16 protein-coding genes are annotated in these 17,733 nt (G+C 72.0%); 7 read left to right on the top strand and 9 right to left on the bottom strand.

The window, feature by feature from the left end; genetic code table 11:
• The 5 genes from AB0924_RS14385 (at window position 1) to AB0924_RS14365 (ending at window position 5,103) form a co-directional block, all read left to right on the top strand.
• Complete coding sequence (locus AB0924_RS14385) at window positions 1-1,335, top strand: GTP-binding protein (RefSeq protein ID WP_366911523.1); 1,335 nt, start codon at window positions 1-3, stop codon at window positions 1,333-1,335.
• Window positions 1,336-1,546: 211 nt separating this feature from the next.
• Window positions 1,547-2,656, top strand: coding sequence for an aliphatic sulfonate ABC transporter substrate-binding protein (locus AB0924_RS14380; RefSeq protein ID WP_366911522.1), 1,110 nt, complete (start codon window positions 1,547-1,549; stop codon window positions 2,654-2,656).
• Between the two features lie 35 nt (window positions 2,657-2,691).
• A complete protein-coding gene (locus tag AB0924_RS14375; protein ID WP_358935202.1) occupies window positions 2,692-3,477 on the top strand; it encodes an ABC transporter ATP-binding protein in 786 nt (261 codons plus the stop codon).
• Window positions 3,464-4,348 carry an ABC transporter permease gene (locus AB0924_RS14370; protein WP_366911520.1) on the top strand — a complete coding sequence of 295 codons (885 nt, stop codon included), beginning with the start codon at window positions 3,464-3,466 and terminating at the stop codon, window positions 4,346-4,348. The genes AB0924_RS14375 and AB0924_RS14370 overlap by 14 nt, the downstream gene beginning before the upstream one ends.
• A 5-nt stretch (window positions 4,349-4,353) precedes the next feature.
• Complete coding sequence (locus AB0924_RS14365; protein ID WP_366911519.1) at window positions 4,354-5,103, top strand: sirohydrochlorin chelatase; 750 nt, start codon at window positions 4,354-4,356, stop codon at window positions 5,101-5,103.
• Window positions 5,104-5,141: 38 nt separating this feature from the next.
• Here the strand turns inward: AB0924_RS14365 and AB0924_RS14360 are convergent, their stop codons facing one another.
• The 3 genes from AB0924_RS14360 to AB0924_RS14350 all read right to left on the bottom strand — a co-directional run bounded on the left by AB0924_RS14360 (window position 5,142) and on the right by AB0924_RS14350 (window position 7,198).
• Window positions 5,142-5,462, bottom strand: coding sequence for a hypothetical protein (locus tag AB0924_RS14360; RefSeq protein ID WP_358935196.1), 321 nt, complete (start codon window positions 5,460-5,462; stop codon window positions 5,142-5,144).
• Window positions 5,463-5,894: 432 nt separating this feature from the next.
• Window positions 5,895-6,536: a DsbA family protein gene (locus tag AB0924_RS14355; protein ID WP_358935194.1), complete on the bottom strand. Its 642-nt coding sequence runs from the start codon at window positions 6,534-6,536 to the stop codon at window positions 5,895-5,897.
• A 113-nt stretch (window positions 6,537-6,649) separates the two neighbouring features.
• The gene (locus tag AB0924_RS14350) at window positions 6,650-7,198 is read right to left on the bottom strand and encodes a DUF1697 domain-containing protein (RefSeq protein WP_366911518.1); all 549 of its coding nucleotides are present in this window, start codon (window positions 7,196-7,198) and stop codon (window positions 6,650-6,652) included.
• A 405-nt stretch (window positions 7,199-7,603) separates the two neighbouring features.
• Here AB0924_RS14350 and AB0924_RS14345 point away from each other — a divergent pair, with 405 nt between their 5' ends.
• Window positions 7,604-9,853, top strand: coding sequence for an MMPL family transporter (locus tag AB0924_RS14345; protein ID WP_366911517.1), 2,250 nt, complete (start codon window positions 7,604-7,606; stop codon window positions 9,851-9,853).
• Window positions 9,854-9,913: 60 nt separating this feature from the next.
• Here AB0924_RS14345 and mgt read toward each other — a convergent pair whose 3' ends face one another.
• The 4 genes from mgt to AB0924_RS14325 are packed head-to-tail and all read right to left on the bottom strand — an operon-like array spanning window position 9,914 to window position 14,212.
• The gene (mgt, locus tag AB0924_RS14340; protein WP_366911516.1) at window positions 9,914-11,110 is read right to left on the bottom strand and encodes a macrolide-inactivating glycosyltransferase; all 1,197 of its coding nucleotides are present in this window, start codon (window positions 11,108-11,110) and stop codon (window positions 9,914-9,916) included.
• Between the two features lie 56 nt (window positions 11,111-11,166).
• Window positions 11,167-12,468, bottom strand: a complete 1,302-nt coding sequence (locus AB0924_RS14335; RefSeq protein WP_366911515.1) for a sugar ABC transporter substrate-binding protein — start codon at window positions 12,466-12,468, stop codon at window positions 11,167-11,169.
• Window positions 12,468-13,301: a carbohydrate ABC transporter permease gene (locus AB0924_RS14330; protein WP_358935184.1), complete on the bottom strand. Its 834-nt coding sequence runs from the start codon at window positions 13,299-13,301 to the stop codon at window positions 12,468-12,470. The genes AB0924_RS14335 and AB0924_RS14330 overlap by 1 nt, the downstream gene beginning before the upstream one ends.
• The gene (locus AB0924_RS14325; protein WP_358935181.1) at window positions 13,298-14,212 is read right to left on the bottom strand and encodes a sugar ABC transporter permease; all 915 of its coding nucleotides are present in this window, start codon (window positions 14,210-14,212) and stop codon (window positions 13,298-13,300) included. The genes AB0924_RS14330 and AB0924_RS14325 overlap by 4 nt, the downstream gene beginning before the upstream one ends.
• A gap of 158 nt (window positions 14,213-14,370) precedes the next feature.
• On the opposite strand from AB0924_RS14325, the gene AB0924_RS14320 reads away from it, so the two are divergent.
• A complete protein-coding gene (locus AB0924_RS14320; protein WP_366911514.1) occupies window positions 14,371-15,234 on the top strand; it encodes an aminoglycoside phosphotransferase family protein in 864 nt (287 codons plus the stop codon).
• Between the two features lie 361 nt (window positions 15,235-15,595).
• Here the strand turns inward: AB0924_RS14320 and AB0924_RS14315 are convergent, their stop codons facing one another.
• Window positions 15,596-16,321 (bottom strand): 3'-5' exonuclease, encoded by a 726-nt coding sequence (locus tag AB0924_RS14315; protein ID WP_358935177.1) that lies wholly within the window; start codon window positions 16,319-16,321, stop codon window positions 15,596-15,598.
• 101 nt (window positions 16,322-16,422) lie between these two features.
• Complete coding sequence (locus tag AB0924_RS14310) at window positions 16,423-17,664, bottom strand: SAV2148 family HEPN domain-containing protein (protein WP_358935286.1); 1,242 nt, start codon at window positions 17,662-17,664, stop codon at window positions 16,423-16,425.
• Window positions 17,665-17,733 lie beyond the last annotated feature (69 nt).

Raw genomic sequence — 17,733 nt, 5'->3', positions numbered from 1 at the left:
ATGAGCACCACCACGACCGAGACGCTCCCGGAGACCACCCTGCTGCGGTTCGCCACCGCGGGCTCCGTCGACGACGGCAAGTCCACGCTGGTCGGGCGGCTGCTGCACGACTCCAAGTCGGTCCTCACCGACCAGCTGGAGGCCGTGGAGCGGGCGTCCGCGAGCCGCGGCCAGGAGGGCCCGGACCTGGCGCTGCTCACCGACGGCCTGCGCGCCGAGCGGGAGCAGGGCATCACCATCGACGTGGCCTACCGCTACTTCGCCACGCCCCGGCGCCGGTTCATCCTCGCCGACACCCCCGGCCATGTGCAGTACACCCGCAACATGGTGACGGGTGCCTCCACGGCCGAGCTGACGGTGATCCTCGTCGACGCCCGCAACGGCGTGGTCGAGCAGACCCGCCGGCACGCGGCGATCGCCGCGCTGCTGCGCGTGCCGCACGCGGTCCTCGCGGTCAACAAGATGGACCTCGTCGCGTACGAGGAGTCCGTCTTCGCAGCGATCGCCGAGGAGTTCACCGCGTACGCCACCGAGCTGGGCGTCCCGGAGGTCACCGCCATCCCGATCTCGGCGCTGGCCGGTGACAACGTGGTGGAGCCGTCCGCGAACATGGACTGGTACGGCGGCCCGACCGTGCTGGAGCACCTGGAGACGGTCCCGGTCAGCCACGACCTGTCGCACTGCCACGCCCGGCTGCCCGTGCAGTTCGTGATCCGGCCGCAGACCGCCGAGCACCCGGACTACCGGGGCTACGCGGGCCAGATCGCCGCCGGCACCTTCCGGGTCGGCGACCCGGTCGCCGTGCTGCCGTCCGGGCGTACCACCCGGATCTCCGGCATCGACCTGCTGGGCGAGCCGGTCGACGTGGCGTGGACGACGCAGTCGGTGACGGTACTACTCGAGGACGACATCGACGTCTCGCGCGGCGACTTGATCGTCCCGGCCAAGGACGCCCCGCCCGTCACGCAGGACGTGGAGGCGACCGTCTGCCACGTCGCCGACCAGCCGCTGGCCGTCGGACACCGGGTGCTGCTCAAGCACGGCACCCGCACGGTCAAGGCGATCGTCAAGGACATCCCGTCCCGGCTCACGCTCGACGACCTCTCCCTGCACCCGCACCCCGGGCAGCTCGTCGCCAACGACATCGGCCGGGTGAAGATCCGTACCGCCGAGCCGCTGCCGGTCGACTCCTACGCGGACTCGCGCCGCACCGGCTCGTTCATCCTGATCGACCCGAACGACGGCACCACGCTCACCGCCGGCATGGTCGGCGAGTCGTTCGCCTCCCCCGAGCCGGTCAAGGACGCGTCCGAAGAAGACGGCTGGGACTTCTGACCATGAACTCCCCCGATTTCTACTCGATGTTCGCGAAGGAGGGCGGCCGCGTCGGCAGCGGCGCCCTGGGCAGCGGGCAGGGCGGAGTGGGCCGATGTGTGCGGTGACGTACGCGCACCGCACGCGCGCCCAGCGACGAAGACCCCCTGCCGAACTCCCGGCCACGCCCTGAGAGACCGTGACCGCCGGGCCAACGAGAGGAACACCTCCCGTGCCTGCCAGTTCCACACTGCTTCGCCGCGGTCTGGCCGCGATGGCGGCCCTCCCCCTGCTGACGCTCGCGGCCTGCGGCTACGGGTCCGAGGCCAAGGACGACAACGCGGGCGCCCGGATCGCCGCCGGGGCGAAGAAGACCGACGGCCTCGACTCCGTGAAGATCGGCTACTTCGGCAACCTGACCCACGCGACCGCGCTGGTGGGCAACCAGAAGGGCTTCTTCCAGAAGGCGCTCGGCGCGACCAAGGCCGACTACCAGATATTCAACGCCGGTCCGTCCGAGATCGAGGCGCTGAACTCGGGTTCCATCGACATCGGCTGGATCGGCCCCTCCCCCGCCATCAACGGCTACACCAAGTCCAACGGCAAGAACCTGCGGATCATAGGCGGTTCGGCCTCCGGCGGGGTCAGGCTGGTCGTGAACCCCGAGAAGATCAAGTCCCTGAAGGACGTCAGGGGCAAGCGGATCGCGACGCCCCAGCTCGGCAACACGCAGGACGTGGCCTTCCTCAACTGGGTCGCGGAGCAGGGCTGGAAGGTCGACGCGCAGAGCGGCAAGGGTGACGTCTCCGTCGTCCGCACCGACAACAAGGTGACCCCGGACGCGTTCAAGTCCGGTTCGGTCGACGGCGCCTGGGTGCCCGAGCCGACGGCGTCCAAGCTGGTCGCCGAGGGCGGCAAGGTGCTGCTCGACGAGTCGTCGCTGTGGCCCGGCGAGAAGTTCGTGATCACGAACATCGTGGTGTCGCAGAACTTCCTGAAGGAGCACCCGAAGGCCGTCGAGGCAGTGCTGAAGGCATCGGTCGAGACCAACGCGTGGATCAACGCCCATCCGGACGAGGCCAAGGCCGCGGCGAACAAGCAGCTCGGCATCGACTCGGGCAAGGAGCTGCCGGCCGACGTCCTGGACCCGGCCTGGAAGTCGATCCGGATCACCGACGACCCGCTGGCCGCGACCCTCGACACCGAGGCGCGGCACGCGGTCATGGCGGGCCTCCTTCAGGACCCGCGGCTGAAGGGCATCTACGACCTCGCCCCGCTGAACAAGGTTCTCGGGGCCAAGGGTGAGAGCACCGTCGACGACGCCGGTCTCGGCGTCGGCTGAGATCCGGATCCGAGCGTTCCCAGGAGGTGACGACCATGGCAACCGCCCTCGCCAAGGCCGAAGAAGCAGAGACGGTCGAGTACGCGGCACGCATCGAGCAGGTTTCGAAGTCCTTCGCCGGGCCGGCCGGACGGCAACTCGTCCTCGACGACATCAACCTCGATGTCGCGCCCGGCGAGTTCGTCACCCTCCTGGGTGCCTCGGGCTGCGGCAAGTCGACGCTGCTGAACCTGGTGGCGGGGCTCGACCGGCCCACCGCCGGCAGCATCGCGACCCACGGCCGCCCCGCCCTGATGTTCCAGGAGCACGCCCTGTTCCCGTGGCTGACCGCGGGCAAGAACATAGAACTCGCCCTGAAGCTCAGGGGCGTCCCGAAGAGCGAGCGGCGCGGCCGGGCCGAGCAGCTCCTCGAACTGGTCCGGCTGCAGGGCTCGTACGGCAAGCGGGTGCACGAGCTGTCCGGTGGCATGCGGCAGCGCGTGGCCATGGCCCGGGCGCTCGCGCAGGACAGCCAGCTACTGCTGATGGACGAGCCGTTCGCCGCGCTGGACGCGATCACCCGCGATCTGCTGCACGACGAACTGACCCGGATCTGGGCCGAGACGGGGCTGTCCGTCCTGTTCGTCACGCACAACGTGCGGGAGGCGGTGCGGCTCGCGCAGCGGGTGGTGCTGCTGTCGTCCCGCCCGGGCCGGGTGGCCCGCGAGTGGCGGGTGGACATCCCGCAGCCGCGGCGCATCGAGGACGCCCCGGTCGCCGAACTGTCCCTCGAGATCACCGAAGTACTGCGTGGGGAGATCCGCCGCCATGGCCAGCACTGAGACGAAGACCGCCACGGACGCGGGGAGCGTCGAGGCGGGCCTGGACGCCCTGGAGACCGCCGTCGCGGGCCGGGCCCCGTTCCGGGAGACCTTCGTCCGCAAGATCCTGCCGCCGATCGTCGCCACCGTCGTGGTGCTGGTCGTCTGGCAGGCACTGATCTCGCTGCGGATCGTCGACGACCCGACGAAGCTGCCCTCCCCGTCCGACGTGGGCGGCGAGTTCAAGCGGGCCTGGCTGGAAGGCAAGCTGCTCGGCTACATCTGGACCAGCGTCTCGCGCGGTCTGCTGGGCTTCCTGTTCGCGCTGGCCATCGGCACCCCGCTGGGCCTGCTGGTGGCCCGGGTGAGGTTCGTGCGCGCGGCCATCGGCCCGGTGCTCTCCGGTCTGCAGTCGCTGCCGTCGGTGGCCTGGGTGCCGCCCGCGGTGATCTGGCTGGGCCTGGACAACCAGATGATGTACGCGGTGATCCTGCTCGGCGCGGTGCCGTCGATCGCCAACGGCCTGGTGTCCGGCATCGACCAGGTGCCGCCGCTGTTCCTGCGGGCGGGCCGCACGATGGGCGCGACCGGGCTGAAGGGTGCCTGGCACATCGTGCTGCCGGCCGCGCTGCCGGGCTATCTGGCCGGCCTGAAGCAGGGTTGGGCCTTCTCCTGGCGCTCGCTGATGGCGGCGGAGATCATCGCCTCCTCCCCCGACCTCGGCATCGGCCTGGGCGCGTTGCTGGAGAACGGCCGCAACGCCAGCTCCATGTCCATGGTGTTCGAGGCGATCTTCCTGATCCTGTTCGTCGGCATCGCCATCGACCTGCTCATCTTCTCCCCGCTGGAGCGGTGGGTGCTGCGCAGCCGTGGCCTTCTGGTGAAGAGCTGAGTCCCGTGTACGGAAAGCCGGCCCGTCCCGTCCTCCTGGTGATCGCCCACGGCAGCCGCGACCCGCGGCATGCCGCGACCGTGCACGCCCTGGTGGAGCGGCTGCGGTCGCTGCGGCCCGGCCTGCGGGTGGAGACCGGCTTCCTGGACTTCAACATCCCGTCCGTGCACGGGGTGCTGGAGTCACTGGCCGCGGAGGGGGTGCGGGACGTGGTGGCGCTGCCGCTGCTGCTGACCCGCGCCTTCCACGCGAAGGCCGACATCCCGGCGGTCCTGCGGGGCGCGCCTCGCGGCCTGCGCATCCGCCAGGCCGAGGTGCTGGGCCCCTCGCCGCTGCTGCTGTCGGCGCTGGAGCGGCGCCTGTACGAGGCGGGGCTGACGCCCGCCGACAAGTCCTCGACCGGGGTCGTGCTGGCCTCGGCGGGGTCCTCCGACCCGGAGGCGATCGCAGTGATCGCCGACATCGCGCGGGAGTGGTGGCACACCGGTTGGTGCGCCGTGCGGCCTGCGTTCGCCTCCGCATCCCTTCCCCGCACCGAGGACGCGGTGAGTGAGCTGCGCGCCCTCGGCTGCGAACGGGTCGCCGTGGCGCCCTACGTCCTCGCCCCCGGCTTCCTGCCGGACCGCATCGCGCGCGGCGCGGCGGAGGCCGACGTCCTGGCGGACGTCCTGGGTCCGGCCCCCGAGGTGGCGCGGCTCCTGCTGGCCCGCTACGACACGGCGGGCCTGCCGGCCCGAGCGGCCCTCGGCGCCTGACCCGGTGCCGGGCCCCGTGGCGGCGGGGCCCGGCCGGTTCACAGTTCCAGCAGGTGGACCAGTTGCTGGGTGAAGGCGAGGCTGCCGGTGCCGGCCGGGGCGCCGATGCTGATGGCCTCCAGGCTGGAGCGGATGCGGCCCCGGTTGGGCGGGCCGCCGTCCGCCGCGGCCTCCTCCAGCGCGGCCATGATGACCTCTCCGTGGACGACGAGCCCGGGGAGCTCGGCGTGCAACGCCTCGAGGAGTCCCTCGGTGAGCCGGAAGACGGTCTCCGGGTCCGGTCCGTCGTCGCCGCCGGTGCGGCCGTAGGAGCCCATGCGACCGGGGCCGTTGATGTTCCCGTTGTAGTACGTGCTCATCGTCTCGTCCTGACTCCTGGTCTGGGAGGGGCCGTACCGGGCTGGGTCCGGGACCGCCGACGTTACCCATGCGGCGGCTCCGGCCATGTCCAGGAGTCTGGTGGTGCTCCGCCCACGCGTGCGGAAAGGGCCGAAAATAGTCACCCGTACGAGTGATCCGTGCCCGTTGACCAGGCCGGACACTCCCGACGGAACGGACAGGGAACCGGCCCGTGGAGCGGGGCTCGGCTGTCGCGCGTCCCGGCGGGAAAGGTGCTCCCGCGCGCGTGCCAGGACGGCCGGCCACGGTCCGGCGTTCCCCTGTGACGTCGGACCGCGGCCGGTACCTCGTTCTGCGTTCGGCCCGGCGGATGCGTCACCCGCGCGGAACGCCCGTCGCGCCCCAGGGGTGCTAATCGGCCACCCGCTTTCCGCCGACCGGGGCCTCCCGGCTCAGTCGAAGCGGAGCTCTCCCGAGCGGGTGCGCTTGAGTTCGAAGAAGTCGGGGTGGCGGGCCAGCACCCGGAAGCTGTCGAAGAGTTCCGCGGCTTCGGCACCACGCGGAACGGCCCGCAGGACGGGACCGAACCACACCGTGCCGTCGACGTGGATCGTGGGCGTGCCCACGTACCCGCCGGACCCGGGCTCGGCGCCGGCGTCGTGGCTGCGGCGCACCGCGTCGTCGTACGACGGGTCGTGAGCGGCGTCCGACAGGTCGGCCGGCAGGCCGAGTTCGGCCAGCGACTCGGCGATCACCACGTCGAAGTCCGCGGCCTCCCGCTCGTGGATACGGGTGCCGAACGCGGTGTACAGGTCGCGCAGCACCTTCTCACCGTGCCGTTCGGCCGCGGCCACCGCGACCCGCACCGGTCCGATCGACCGGTCGACCAGATCGCGGTACCAGTCCGGCAGTTCGTTGCCGGTGTTGTGCAGGTAGAGGCTCATGGGGCGGAAGCGGAGGTCGAGCGGGCGCAGGCGCTCGACCTCCAGCAGCCAGCGGGAGGTGATCCAGGCGAAGGGGCAGGCGGCGTCGAACCAGAAGTCGACCCTGGTGGGACCGGAACCGGCCGTACCGCTGTGATCGGCATGTGTCATGCCGATCACGCTAGTCGGCGGGTGGAGCGGAATCCCGGTCCAATCACCGCCCTGTTCTCTGGGCCACTTCCGGCGTACCGGCCGCCCCGGGCGAGGGACCGCCCCGGCCCGTCTCACGCCTCGGGAGCGGTCAGTTCGACGAGTTTCAGCACCGTGTTCCAGTTGCGGCTGGTGGCGATCAGGCCCTTGGCGGGGCGGCGGGACAGCGCCTCGCCGAGCTTGGAGCGGCCCAGGCCGTCCGGTGCGTACAGATAGAGGCAGCGGTCGCCGAGGCGGAACTCCTCGGGGAGGTGCGCGGCGGAGTCGACCGCCGCGAAGCGCTCCGGAGTGACGGGCGCGGAGTAGTAGGTGACGTAAAGTTGTCTCGCGGCCAGTTCGGCGGCCGGGAACGGGCATGCGTCGGCCACCGCCCGCAGATAGGCGTGGTCGCGCACGATCACGTCGACCCGGAAGCCGAACCGCGCCTCGATCGCCCGGGTCAGCTCGGCCGCCAGGGACTCCTCGTCGCCGTGCCCGGCGCTGAACACGGCCTGGCCGCTCTGGAGATGGGTCCGTACGCCGTCGTGGCCGAGGCCCGTCAGGAGCGAGCGGAGATCGGCCATCGGGAGTTTCCTGCTGCCACCGACGTTGATTCCGCGCAGCAGCGCCGCATAGGTCGTCACCCGGACAGGTTAGAACGGCCGCCGTGCCCCGTGGGGGCGGGCACGGCGGCCGGACCGGGACGACCCGGGCTGCGCGAAACTCTGGCCGATCAAGGGCCCGCTGTTCAACCTCTACACGCACCTGTGATTTGTTCAACAAGGTTTCTTAATCACAAAGTGGATCTTCGACGGCGGATCGGACACGGCCCGCCGCCGGCCCCCGCCGACCCCCTCACCCCGAGACGCGTCCCCGGGAAGCCCCGAAAGATGTAAGGGCCCGCTGTCCTCCCCAGCGGTGACCCGGACCCGCGCCACTTCACCGGGCAGTACGACGAGACCTCGCCGCCGGGCCCATACCGTCGAAGCTGAACGAGCGAGGACGTGGCGGCAGGGGGTCGTCACCGCATACGAGGGGGAAAGCCCGTCATGGGGAACACGGACGTGCGCGTGCGGGGACTGGCCGCCCGCGCCGGCGGCTGGAGCGCCCGGCACCGCTGGGCCGCCGTCGGCATATGGGTGCTGTTCGTCGTCCTGGCCATGGGACTCGGCTCGGCGGCCGGCCGGGTCGACGTGGACGAGAGCGACCAGCTCAAGGGCGAGACACACACCGCGGCGAAGATCATCGAGGACGCGGGCATCGAGCAGCCGGCCGGAGAGACCGTGCTGATCCAGTCCCGGGACGGCGCCCTCAAGGCGACGAGCGGCGAGTTCCGGGCCGCCGTCGACGCCGTCGTCGAGGCCGTCGACGGCACCGGAAAGGTCACCCATGTGACCTCCCCGTACGACACGCGCGCCATCTCCCGGGACGGCCGTACCGCGCTCGTGCAGTTCGACATGCGCGGCGACGCGGAGACCGCCGCCGACCGGGTCGAGCCGGTGCTGGACGCCGTCGCCGGGGCACAGAAGGCGCACGACGGCCTGCGGATCGAGGAGATCGGCGGCGCCAGCATGAACAAGCAGTACCAGGACGCCTTCGGGGACGACTTCCAGAAGGCCGAGTACTCGGCCGTGCCGGTGGCCCTCGGCATCCTGCTGATCGCGTTCGGCGCCCTGGTGGCCGCGCTGCTGCCGGTGGCCCTCGCGGTCACCGCGATCATGGCGACGATGGGCCTGATGGGCCTCGTCAGCCACGTCCAGCCGATGAGCGACACCGCCAACTCCGTGATGCTGCTGGTCGGTATGGCCGTCGGCGTCGACTACTGCCTGTTCTACCTGCGCCGGGAGCGTGAGGAGCGGGACGCCGGCCGGGACGCGGGCGCCGCCCTGCGCATCGCCGCCGCCACCAGCGGCCGCGCGATCATCGTCTCCGGGGTCACGGTGTGCGTGGCGATGGCGGGCATGCTGTTCACCGGGCTCGCCGAGTTCGAGGCGATGGGCCTGGCCTCGCTGATGGTGGTCGCCGTCGCCATGGTCGGCTCGGTGACCGTGCTGCCCGCGCTGCTCTCCCTGCTGGGCGAGCGGGTCGAGAAGGGACGCATCCCCTTCCTGGGCCGCCGGCGCCGGCGCGGCGGCACCGGTGAGAGCCGCTTCTGGACCGCCGTGCTGCGCGGGGTGCTGGCCAAGCCGCTGGTCTCCGTGGTCGTGGCGGCCGGCGCGCTGCTCGCCGTCGCCGCGCCCGCGCTCGGCATGAAGACCCAGCAGCTCACGCTGGACCAGGAGTTCGGGAACTCGCTGCCGATCGTGCAGACCTACGACCGGCTCAACGAGGCCTTCCCGGGCGGCTCCGAGCCCGCCCAGGTGGTCGTCGGCGCCAAGGACATCAGTGCCCCGGAGGTACAGCGGGCGCTGGCCGACTTCAAGCAGCGGGCCATCTCCTCGGGCGCCTCGCGCGGCCCCGTCGACATCAAGGTGCACCGGGCGCAGAACGTCGCCCTGGTCTCCGTACCGCTGGTCGGCGGCTCCGACATGGACCGCGCGGTCAAGAGCCTCGACAAGCTGCGCGACGAGGTGCGCCCCGCCACCCTGGGCAGGGTGGCGGGCGTCGAGGCGCCGATCACCGGGCAGGTCGCGGGCAACCACGACTTCAACGACCAGCTCGTCGGCTCCGTCGTCCCGGTCTTCGTGTTCGTGGTCGTCTTCGCCTTCCTGCTGATGCTGCTGTCGTTCCGCTCGCTGACCGTCGCGATCACCTCGATCGTGCTCAACCTGCTGTCGGTGGGCGCCGCCTACGGCATCCTCGTCGCCGTCTTCCAGCACGGCTGGGGTGCTTCTCTGGTGGGCGCGGAGGGTGTCGGCGCGATCGTCACCTGGCTGCCGCTGTTCCTCTTCGTGATCCTGTTCGGCCTGTCCATGGACTACCACGTGTTCGTGGTCTCCCGGATCCGCGAGGCCCGGCTGCGCGGCCGCAGCACCAAGGACGCCATCCAGCACGGCGTCGTCACCACGGCCGGTGTCGTCACCAGCGCCGCCGTCATCATGGTCGCGGTGTTCGGGATCTTCGGCACGCTGTCCATGCAGTCCATGAAGCAGATGGGCGTGGGCCTGGCCGCCGCCGTCCTGATCGACGCGACGGTCATCCGCGGTGTGCTGCTGCCGGCCGTGATGGCACTGCTCGGTGAGCGCAACTGGTACCTGCCGAAGTGGCTGCACCGTCTGCCGGACCTCACCCACGACGAGTCGCCGGAGCCTGCCGCGCCGGCCCCGGTGCGCGACGAGGGCGAACGGCTCACCGTCTGACACCTCCCGCGGACGCGGGGGCCCGCCGGTTTTGGGGAACCGGCGGGCCCCCGTCCGTGCTCAGCGCGCGGGCAGCTCCGCCTCGATCAGGTCGGCCGCGCGCCGGGTGCCGCCCTCCTCGGCCATCTCCGCCTGGATCTCCTTCAGCCGCCGGGCGATCTCGGGGTCGCCGGTGAGGGCCAGGGCGGTCTCGCGGAGGCGGTCGGCGGTGGCCTCCTCGGTGGGCAGGTGCCTGGCCACGCCGAGGGACTGGAGCACATCGGCGTTGCCGAACTGGTCCACGGCCTGCGGTACGGCGATCATCGGCGTGGCGGTGGCCAGCCCCTCCTGGCTGCCTCCGGCGCCGGCGTGCGTGACGAACAGGTCGGCCTGCCGCAGGATCGCCAACTGCGGCACCCACCCGCGCACTTCCACGTTCGCGGGTACGTCGCCCAGCTCCTGCGGGGTCACCTGGCTGCCGATCTGCAGGACCAGGTGCCAGCCGGGCAGGTCGCCGAACGCGCGGACGCACTCGCGGTAGAACGCGGGCCGCTTGGTGAACGCCGAGCCGAGGGAGACGAGGACCACCTTCTCCGCGCCGGCGGGCCGCTGCCAGTCGCCCTGGTCGGCCCGGTCGCCCTGGCAGGCGCCGACGAAGCTGTACACCCGCTCGTCGACGCGGTCGGCGTGCGGCTGGAGCACCTTCGGGATGAGGACGAGCGAGCGGTCGGGGTGCCCCACGAACGGGTCCGGGTGCCGGGTGATCCCGTTCTCCGCGAGCCAGGCCCGGAACCGGGCGTAGTAGGCCTTGCCGCGCTCGGTCTGCCGGGGCTCCGCCCACATGGGCTCGGCCACCTCCTCCTCGTAGCCGTCCCAGGCGACGAGGTTCGGTGAGAGGGAGACCGCCGGGACGCCCCAGCGGTGGGCGAGCACGCGGGCCGGGTAGGAGGTGATGTCGTGCAGCACCAGGTCCGGTTCGTCGCCCTCGTAGGCCGCGATGAGCTGCGGGAGCGCCTGGACGGCGTCGTTCAGGAAGGGCTCCACGTTGTCCAGCAGGGTGCTCCCCCAGGCCTCGGGGTCGGCGTCGGGGCCGGGCAGCGTCGAGTCGTAGAGCACGGGCCGGGCGCCGGTCGCGGCCACCTTCTCGGCGAAGACCGGCGGAATGGCGTACGTGACCCGGTGGCCGCGGGCGACGAGTTCGCGGATCACCTCGAGGCTTGGGTTCACATGGCCGTGGAGGGCGGCGGAGAACATGGCGATGTGGGCGGGAGCGGTCATGACGACGAGGCTAAACGAGACGAGACGTCTCGTTCAAACTGATTACGGTCGCCGGCTCAGCGCTGGTAGCGGGCCAGCACCGGGTTGCCGTCCCGTTCCAGGCGTTCCCGCAGGCCGGCCAGGCCGATGGAACCGCTGTAGTACTCCTGGTAGGCGGGGGTGGCGACCTTGTCCTTCCACTCCGGGTAGCCGCGCACGGACTGGGCGGGGGCCGGGCGCAGGTGGGCCGCGAGTGCGGTGCCGGTGGCCCAGCCGTTCTCCGCGGTGTGCAGGGCGGGGTCCTTCAGGGCCTCGGTGCCGGTGGGCAGCATCCAGTCGCCGAGGGCGAGGCGGACCATGTTCCGCGGCCGCAGCAGGAAGTCGATGAACTCGGCGGCCTCCTTCTTGTGCGGGCAGTCGGCGGCGACGGACAGGGTCTGCGGACTGACGCCCTGGGTGAGCCCGCCGGTGCCGGCCGGGGCGGGCAGCACCTGCCAGTCGAAGCCCTTCGGCGCCTGCTGCGCGATCTGCTGGCGGTAGGAGAAGCCCAGCGGGACCATCGCGTACCGGCCGCCGAAGAAGCCGGGCAGGGTGTCGGAGCCGCCGCTGCCCAGCGTGGAGTACGGAGCGCTGTGGTCGACGGCGACCTGGTCGTGGACCGTGCGCGGTACGACCGCGTCACCGGCGCCGAACCGGACGGTCACCTTTCCGTCGGCGCCCCGGTGGAAGAGCCGCCCGCCCGCCGAGAGCGAGAGGTTGAGCGTGGCGGAGACGGGTTCCTTCAGCGGCCAGGCCACGCCGTACTTGCCGGCGCCGCTGAGCCGCTTGGCGACCTGCCGCAACTCGGTCCAGCTCCAGGGGTGCCCGGCGGTCGGGATACGCACCCCCGCCGAGCGCAGCCAAGCGGCGTTGGCGATCAGCACCCGGGGCTCCTGGAGGAAGGGCACTCCGTAGACGCCGTCCCCGAAGGTGGCCGCCCGCCAACTACGGCGCGGGATGTCCGACTTGAGCCTGGCCGGCAGCAGGCCGGTGAGGTCGGCGAGGTAACCGCCGTACGCGAAGTCGGCGAGGTCGTCGGAGGCGTCGTGGATGACGTCCGGGGCCTCACCGCCCTCGAAGGAGGTGAGGAGCTGGTCGTGCACACTGTCCCAACTGCCCTGTATGTACTCGACCTTGATGTCCGGATGGGCGGCGTTCCACTCCTTCACCAGCTCCTTGTTGGCGGCCACGGACTCCTGCTGCCAGGCCAGGGACTGGAAGCGCAGGGTGACCGGGCCGCCCCGCCCGTGGCCCGTCCCGGAACAGCCCGCGAGGAGGAGCAGCAGGACGAGGAGTGCTGTGGCCGTCCTTCCCCGGCCTGCTCCGCGCGGTTGCCGCATCAGTTCTTCACCGCCCCTTCGAGCAGACCGCCCGTGATCCGGCGCTGGACGAGGGCGAAGACGAGCAGGGAGGGCAGCGTGGCCAGGAACGCGGCGGCGGCCAGCGGACCGAGGTCGGCGACGCCCTCCGCGCCGATGAAGTGGGTGAGTACCACCGGGAGGGTCTGCCTGCCGGGGCTCTTCAGCAGGACCAGTGCGAAGAAGAACTCGTTCCAGGCCGTGACGAACGCGAACAGCGCCGTCGCCGCGATCCCGGGCGCCAGCAGCGGCGCGGTCACCGACACCAGCGTCCGCAGCCGCCCGGCGCCGTCGACGGCCGCCGCCTCCTCCAGCTCGGCGGGCACGGCCCGGACGTGTCCGACGAGCATCCACAGCGCGAACGGCAGCGCCCACACCACGTACACCAGGACCAGCCCCACCAGCGAGTCGATCAGCCGCAGGTGCTTCAGCAGCAGGAACAGCGGGATGATCACCAGCACGAACGGGAACGCCTGGCTGACCACCACCCATCCGGTGGCCGCCCGGGACAGCGCCGAGCGGTGCCGCGCCATGACGTACGCCATCGGGGTCGCGATCAGCACGGCGACGACGGCGGCCCCGAGCGCCACCAGCAGGGAGTTCAGCGCGGCGTGCAGCAGCGGCTGCTCGTCGAAGGCCTGACGGAAGTTGGCCAGGGTGGGGTGGCGCGGGATCCAGGTGGGATGGAGACTGCCCAGCTCGCGGGGCGGCTTGAAGGCGGTGGACAGCAGCCACAGCAGCGGGAAGGCGAGGAAGACGAGATAGGCGAGCAGGGCGGCGTACTGACCGGCGCGCGCCGCGGGACGGGTCCTCATGCGTCCTCGCCTCCCCTGAGCCTGCCCACGAGGAACACCGCGAGCAGGACGGAGACGACCGCGACCAGGACGCATCCCATCGCCGCCGCGTAGCCGAACTGGCCGTAGCGGAAGGCCTCCTCGTAGGCGAACAGCATGGGCAGCCTGGTCTTTCCGCCGGGTCCGCCGCTGGTGAGCACGTACACCAGGGCGAAGGAGTTGAGGTTCCAGATGAGGTTGAGCGCGGTGATGGCGAGGGCCACCGGTCTCAGGGCGGGCCAGGTGACCGCGCGGAACCGGCGCCAGGCGCCGGCGCCGTCCACCGCCGCGGCCTCGCGCAGTTCGCGCGGGGTGTTCTGGAGACCGGCGAGCAGGGCCACCGTGGTCTGCGGCATGCCCGCCCAGACGCCGACGACGATGACGGCGGGCAGCGCGGTGGCCAGCCCGCTCAGCCAGTCCCGGCCGCCGCCGAGGCCGAGGTCGCGCAGGGTCTCGTTGAGGACGCCGGCGTCGGGGTTGTAGACCAGCCGCCACATGATGCCGACGACGACCTCGGGCATGGCCCACGGGACGATGGCGAGCGCCCGGGCGAACCGGCGCAGCCGCAGGTCCTGATCGAGCAGCAGGGCGAGGCCGAGCGCCAGCAGGAACTGCGGCACGGTCACCCCGGCCGCCCACACCAGCCCGATCCGGAACGACTCCCAGAACAGCGTGTCGTGCAGCAGGTCCCGGAAGTTGAGGGCGCCGATCCAGGCGGTGGCCGTCGTCCGGCCGGACTGGGCGTCGGTGAACGCCAGCGCGATGCCGTAGAGCAGCGGGCCCACGCTCAGCAGGAGGATCGGGATCAGGGCGGGCAGGACCAGGAACCAGGCGCCGTGGTCGCGGGTGGCGGCACGACCGGCCGGCCGCCGCGCCTCGGCCACTGCTGTCATGCGATCAGCCCCTTTGCGCGAACTCATTGGCGTGTTCATGTTCGTAAAGGCGCCGAACCCCGTCAAGGGACCGCGCACCTGGCCCGACCTGTGCGAATGGGAGACTGGCCGCAGGCCACGACGGCCGGGACGGTACGCAGAGGGCACGGAGGCGGACGATGGACGAGGCACGGGCGCGGGACGTACTGGCCGCGGCGAAGGTACTGCCGGGCCCGGCCGGAGACGCACGGCTCATCGCCCTCGGCGAGAACGCGGTGTTGGCGGCCGGTGAGTTGGTGGTCAAGGTGGGCCGTGACGCCGAGCTGCTGGACCGGGCCCGGCGCGAGCTGGACATCGCCGGCTGGCTGGCCGGGGCGGGCGTGCCCGCGGTGCGGGCGGCCGAGCCCGAGCCGCTGCTGGTGGACGGGCACCCGGTGACCGTGTGGCACCGGCTGCCGGATGCCGTGCGGCCGGCCGAGCCCCGTGATCTGGCCGGGCTGCTGCGCACCGTGCACGCGCTGCCCGCGCCGCCCTTCGCGCTGCCGCCCCGGGAACTGCTGGGCGGTGTGGAGCGCTGGCTGCGGCTCGCGGGCGAGGCGATCGACCCGGAGGACGCGGCCTATCTGCGCGAGCGCAGGGACGGGTTCGCGGCCGCGGCGGCGGCGTTGACGCCCCGTCTGACTCCGGGGCCGATCCACGGGGACGCGCTGACCCGCAATGTGCACGTGGGGCCCGACGGGCCGGTGCTGGTCGACCTGGAGACCTTCTCCGCGGATCTGCGTGAGCACGATCTGGTGGTGATGGCCCTGTCCCGGGACCGTTACGGGCTGCCCGCGCAGGCGTACGACTCCTTCGTCTCGGCGTACGGCTGGGATGTGTGCGAGTGGGAGGGTTGCTCGGTGCTGCGGGGCGCCCGGGAGACGGCGAGCTGCGCGTGGGTGGCCCAGCACGCGGCCGGCAACCCGAAGGCGCTGGCGGAGTTCCGGCGCCGGGTGGGGTCGTTGCGCGACGGGAACGAGGCTGTGCGGTGGTATCCGTTCTGAGGGGGCGTGTGTTTTTTCGGCGCCCTGCGTTGGAGCCCAGGTCACGGAGTCGCGGTGGCCCGGCGCTGGTCGGTGCCCGGTACTGGTGCCTGAGGTCACGGTGTCGCGCAGGCCCGGCGCTTACGGGGTGCCGCTGCGCCCACCCGTGCCGCCCTTGGCGGCACGCATGCCCGCAGCTGGGCGGGCCCAGTACCCACGGTTGCGCGAGCCCGGCCGTCCGCGGCTGGGCGAGCCCGTGCCCACAGTTGCGCGAACCCGGCCGTCCGCGGCTGGGCGAGCCCGTGCCCACAGTTGCGCGAACCCGGCCGTCCGCGGCTGGGCGGGCCCGCCGTCCGCGGCTGGGCGACATGGCTGCCCGCGGCTACGCCGGCAGGTTGTCCGGGAGGTGGCGGATCGGCCAGGTGCCGTCGATCACCGCTGTCTCGTCGCCCTTGCGGCGCAGGAAGGACTGGAAGTCGGCTGCCCATGCGGCGTACCAGTCGATCTGGCGGGTGTGGAGTTCCGCCGGGGCGAGGGCTGCGATCTTGGCATGGCGGGTGGCTATCGCGGAGGCGAGGCGGGCCGCGGCCAGGGCGTCGGCGCAGGCGTTGTGGGCCGCGTCGAGGACTATGCCGTACTCCGCGCAGACCGCCTCCAGGTTCCGTTTGCCACGGCGGTACCGGTCGACCCAGCGGTCGATGGTGTAGGGGTCGATCACCGGGGCGGGGAACGCGCCGCCCAGGCGGTCGGAGAGGGACGGCAGGCCGTGGCGGCGCAGTTCGGCGGAGAGCAGGGTGAGGTCGAAGGCCGCGTTGTAGGCGACCACCGGAACACCCGTCTGCCAGTACGACACCAGCACGTCCGCGATGGCGTCGGTCACCTGGTCGGCCGGACGGCCCTCGGCCGTCGCCCGTTCGTTGCTGATCCCGTGCACCGCGACCGCGTCGGCCGGGATCTCCACGCCCGGATCCGCCAGCCATTCCCGGCGCCCCAGGGGCTCACCGGCCCTGACCTCTATGACCGCGCCGGTGACGATGCGCGCCTCGTGCGGGTCCGTGCCCGTGGTTTCCAGGTCGAAGCCGATCAGCAGCTCCCGGTGCCAGCCCATGGGCGGCCCCCCTTCTTGTGGTGCTTTCCCCCAGTGGCTCCCACCATCGCACGCGGCACTGACAATCCGAGGGCCGCGTTCCGCTTGCCCGCACGGACAGTTCAGGACACGGGGCGCGAATCGGCCCAGGACAGCTCGAATTCCTCACGATACGTGGGGAAGATGCCGGCATCGCCCATGTCGTCCGACTTGAGCACCTTGCCACCGCCTCGCAGCACCAGCACCGGCGACTCCATCCCGCGGGCCCCGCGCAGATAGGACTGCACCACGGCGATGCCGTCCGCGCCGTCGCCGTCCACGAGGTAGGCGGTGAAGCGGGGCGTCTCGTCGTAGACCTGGATCTCGAAGGCCCCGGGGTCGCGCAGCCGGGACCGCACCCGGCGCATGTGCAGGATGTTCATCTCGACGGACCGGCTCAGTTCGCCCCGTTTCATCCCCAGTTCGCGCTCCCGGCGCTTGACCGCGCTGGAGGCCGGGTTGAGGAAGAGCAGCCGTACCCGGCAGCCGGACTCGGCGAGCCGGACCAGCCGCCGGCCGGAGAAGTTCTGCACCAGCAGGTTGAGCCCTATGCCGATGGCGTCGAGCCGGCGGGCGCCCCCGAACAGGTCCTCGGCCGGGAACTGGCGCATGAGCCGCACCCGGTCGGGGTGGACGGCGACGACGTCCGCGTACCGGTCGCCGACCAGGTCCTCCACCGCGTCGACCGGCAGCCGGCGCGCGGAGGGCACGTCACCGCCCGTGCCGAGCATCTCCAGCAGCCGGGCCGAGGCCCGCTCGGCCTGGTTCAGCACCGCCTCGGACAGGGCCCGGTTGCGGGAGACGACGTTGCGGGTCACCTCCAGCTCGTCCAGGGCGAGTTCGACGTCCCGGCGCTCGTCGAAGTAGGGCGCGAAGCACGGCCAGTGCTGCACCATCAGCTCCCGCAGCTGCGGCAGCGTGAGGAAGCTGAGCACGTTGTCGTCGGCCGGGTCGAGCAGGTAGCCCTTGCGGCGGCTGACCTCGCGGACGGCGGCCGCCCGCTGCACCCACTCCTGCCCGGCGGGACCGGCCGCGGCCACCACCCAGTCGTCGCCGTGGACGGGTTCGTAGATGGGCCGCAGCACGGCGGCCACGACCGCGCGCAGCCGCTGCTCGACCAGGTTCAGCCAGATGTAGGCCCGGCCCGCCCGCTGGGCACGGACGCGCACCTCGAGCCAGGCGTCGGTGTCCCAGTCCAGCTCCGGCCCGATGGACCCCGTGGCGTCCATCGGGCGGGCCAGGGACACCGCGCCGGGCGGGACGTCTGTGGAGTTCCCCTCGTGACCCTCGTCACCAGGGGGCAGCTCCAGCCCTCCCGAGCCCACCCGCGCACCGCCTTCCGCCACCCCGGGCCTTCCCCACGTCAACGATCAAGGAAGGGTACTCCGGGAGCG

Source organism: Streptomyces sp. NPDC047869 (assembly GCF_040704065.1).
Taxonomy (GTDB): Bacteria; Actinomycetota; Actinomycetes; order Streptomycetales; family Streptomycetaceae; genus Streptomyces.
Note: the sequence above shows the minus strand (reverse complement) of the source record. Positions and strands in the feature narration are given on the sequence as shown.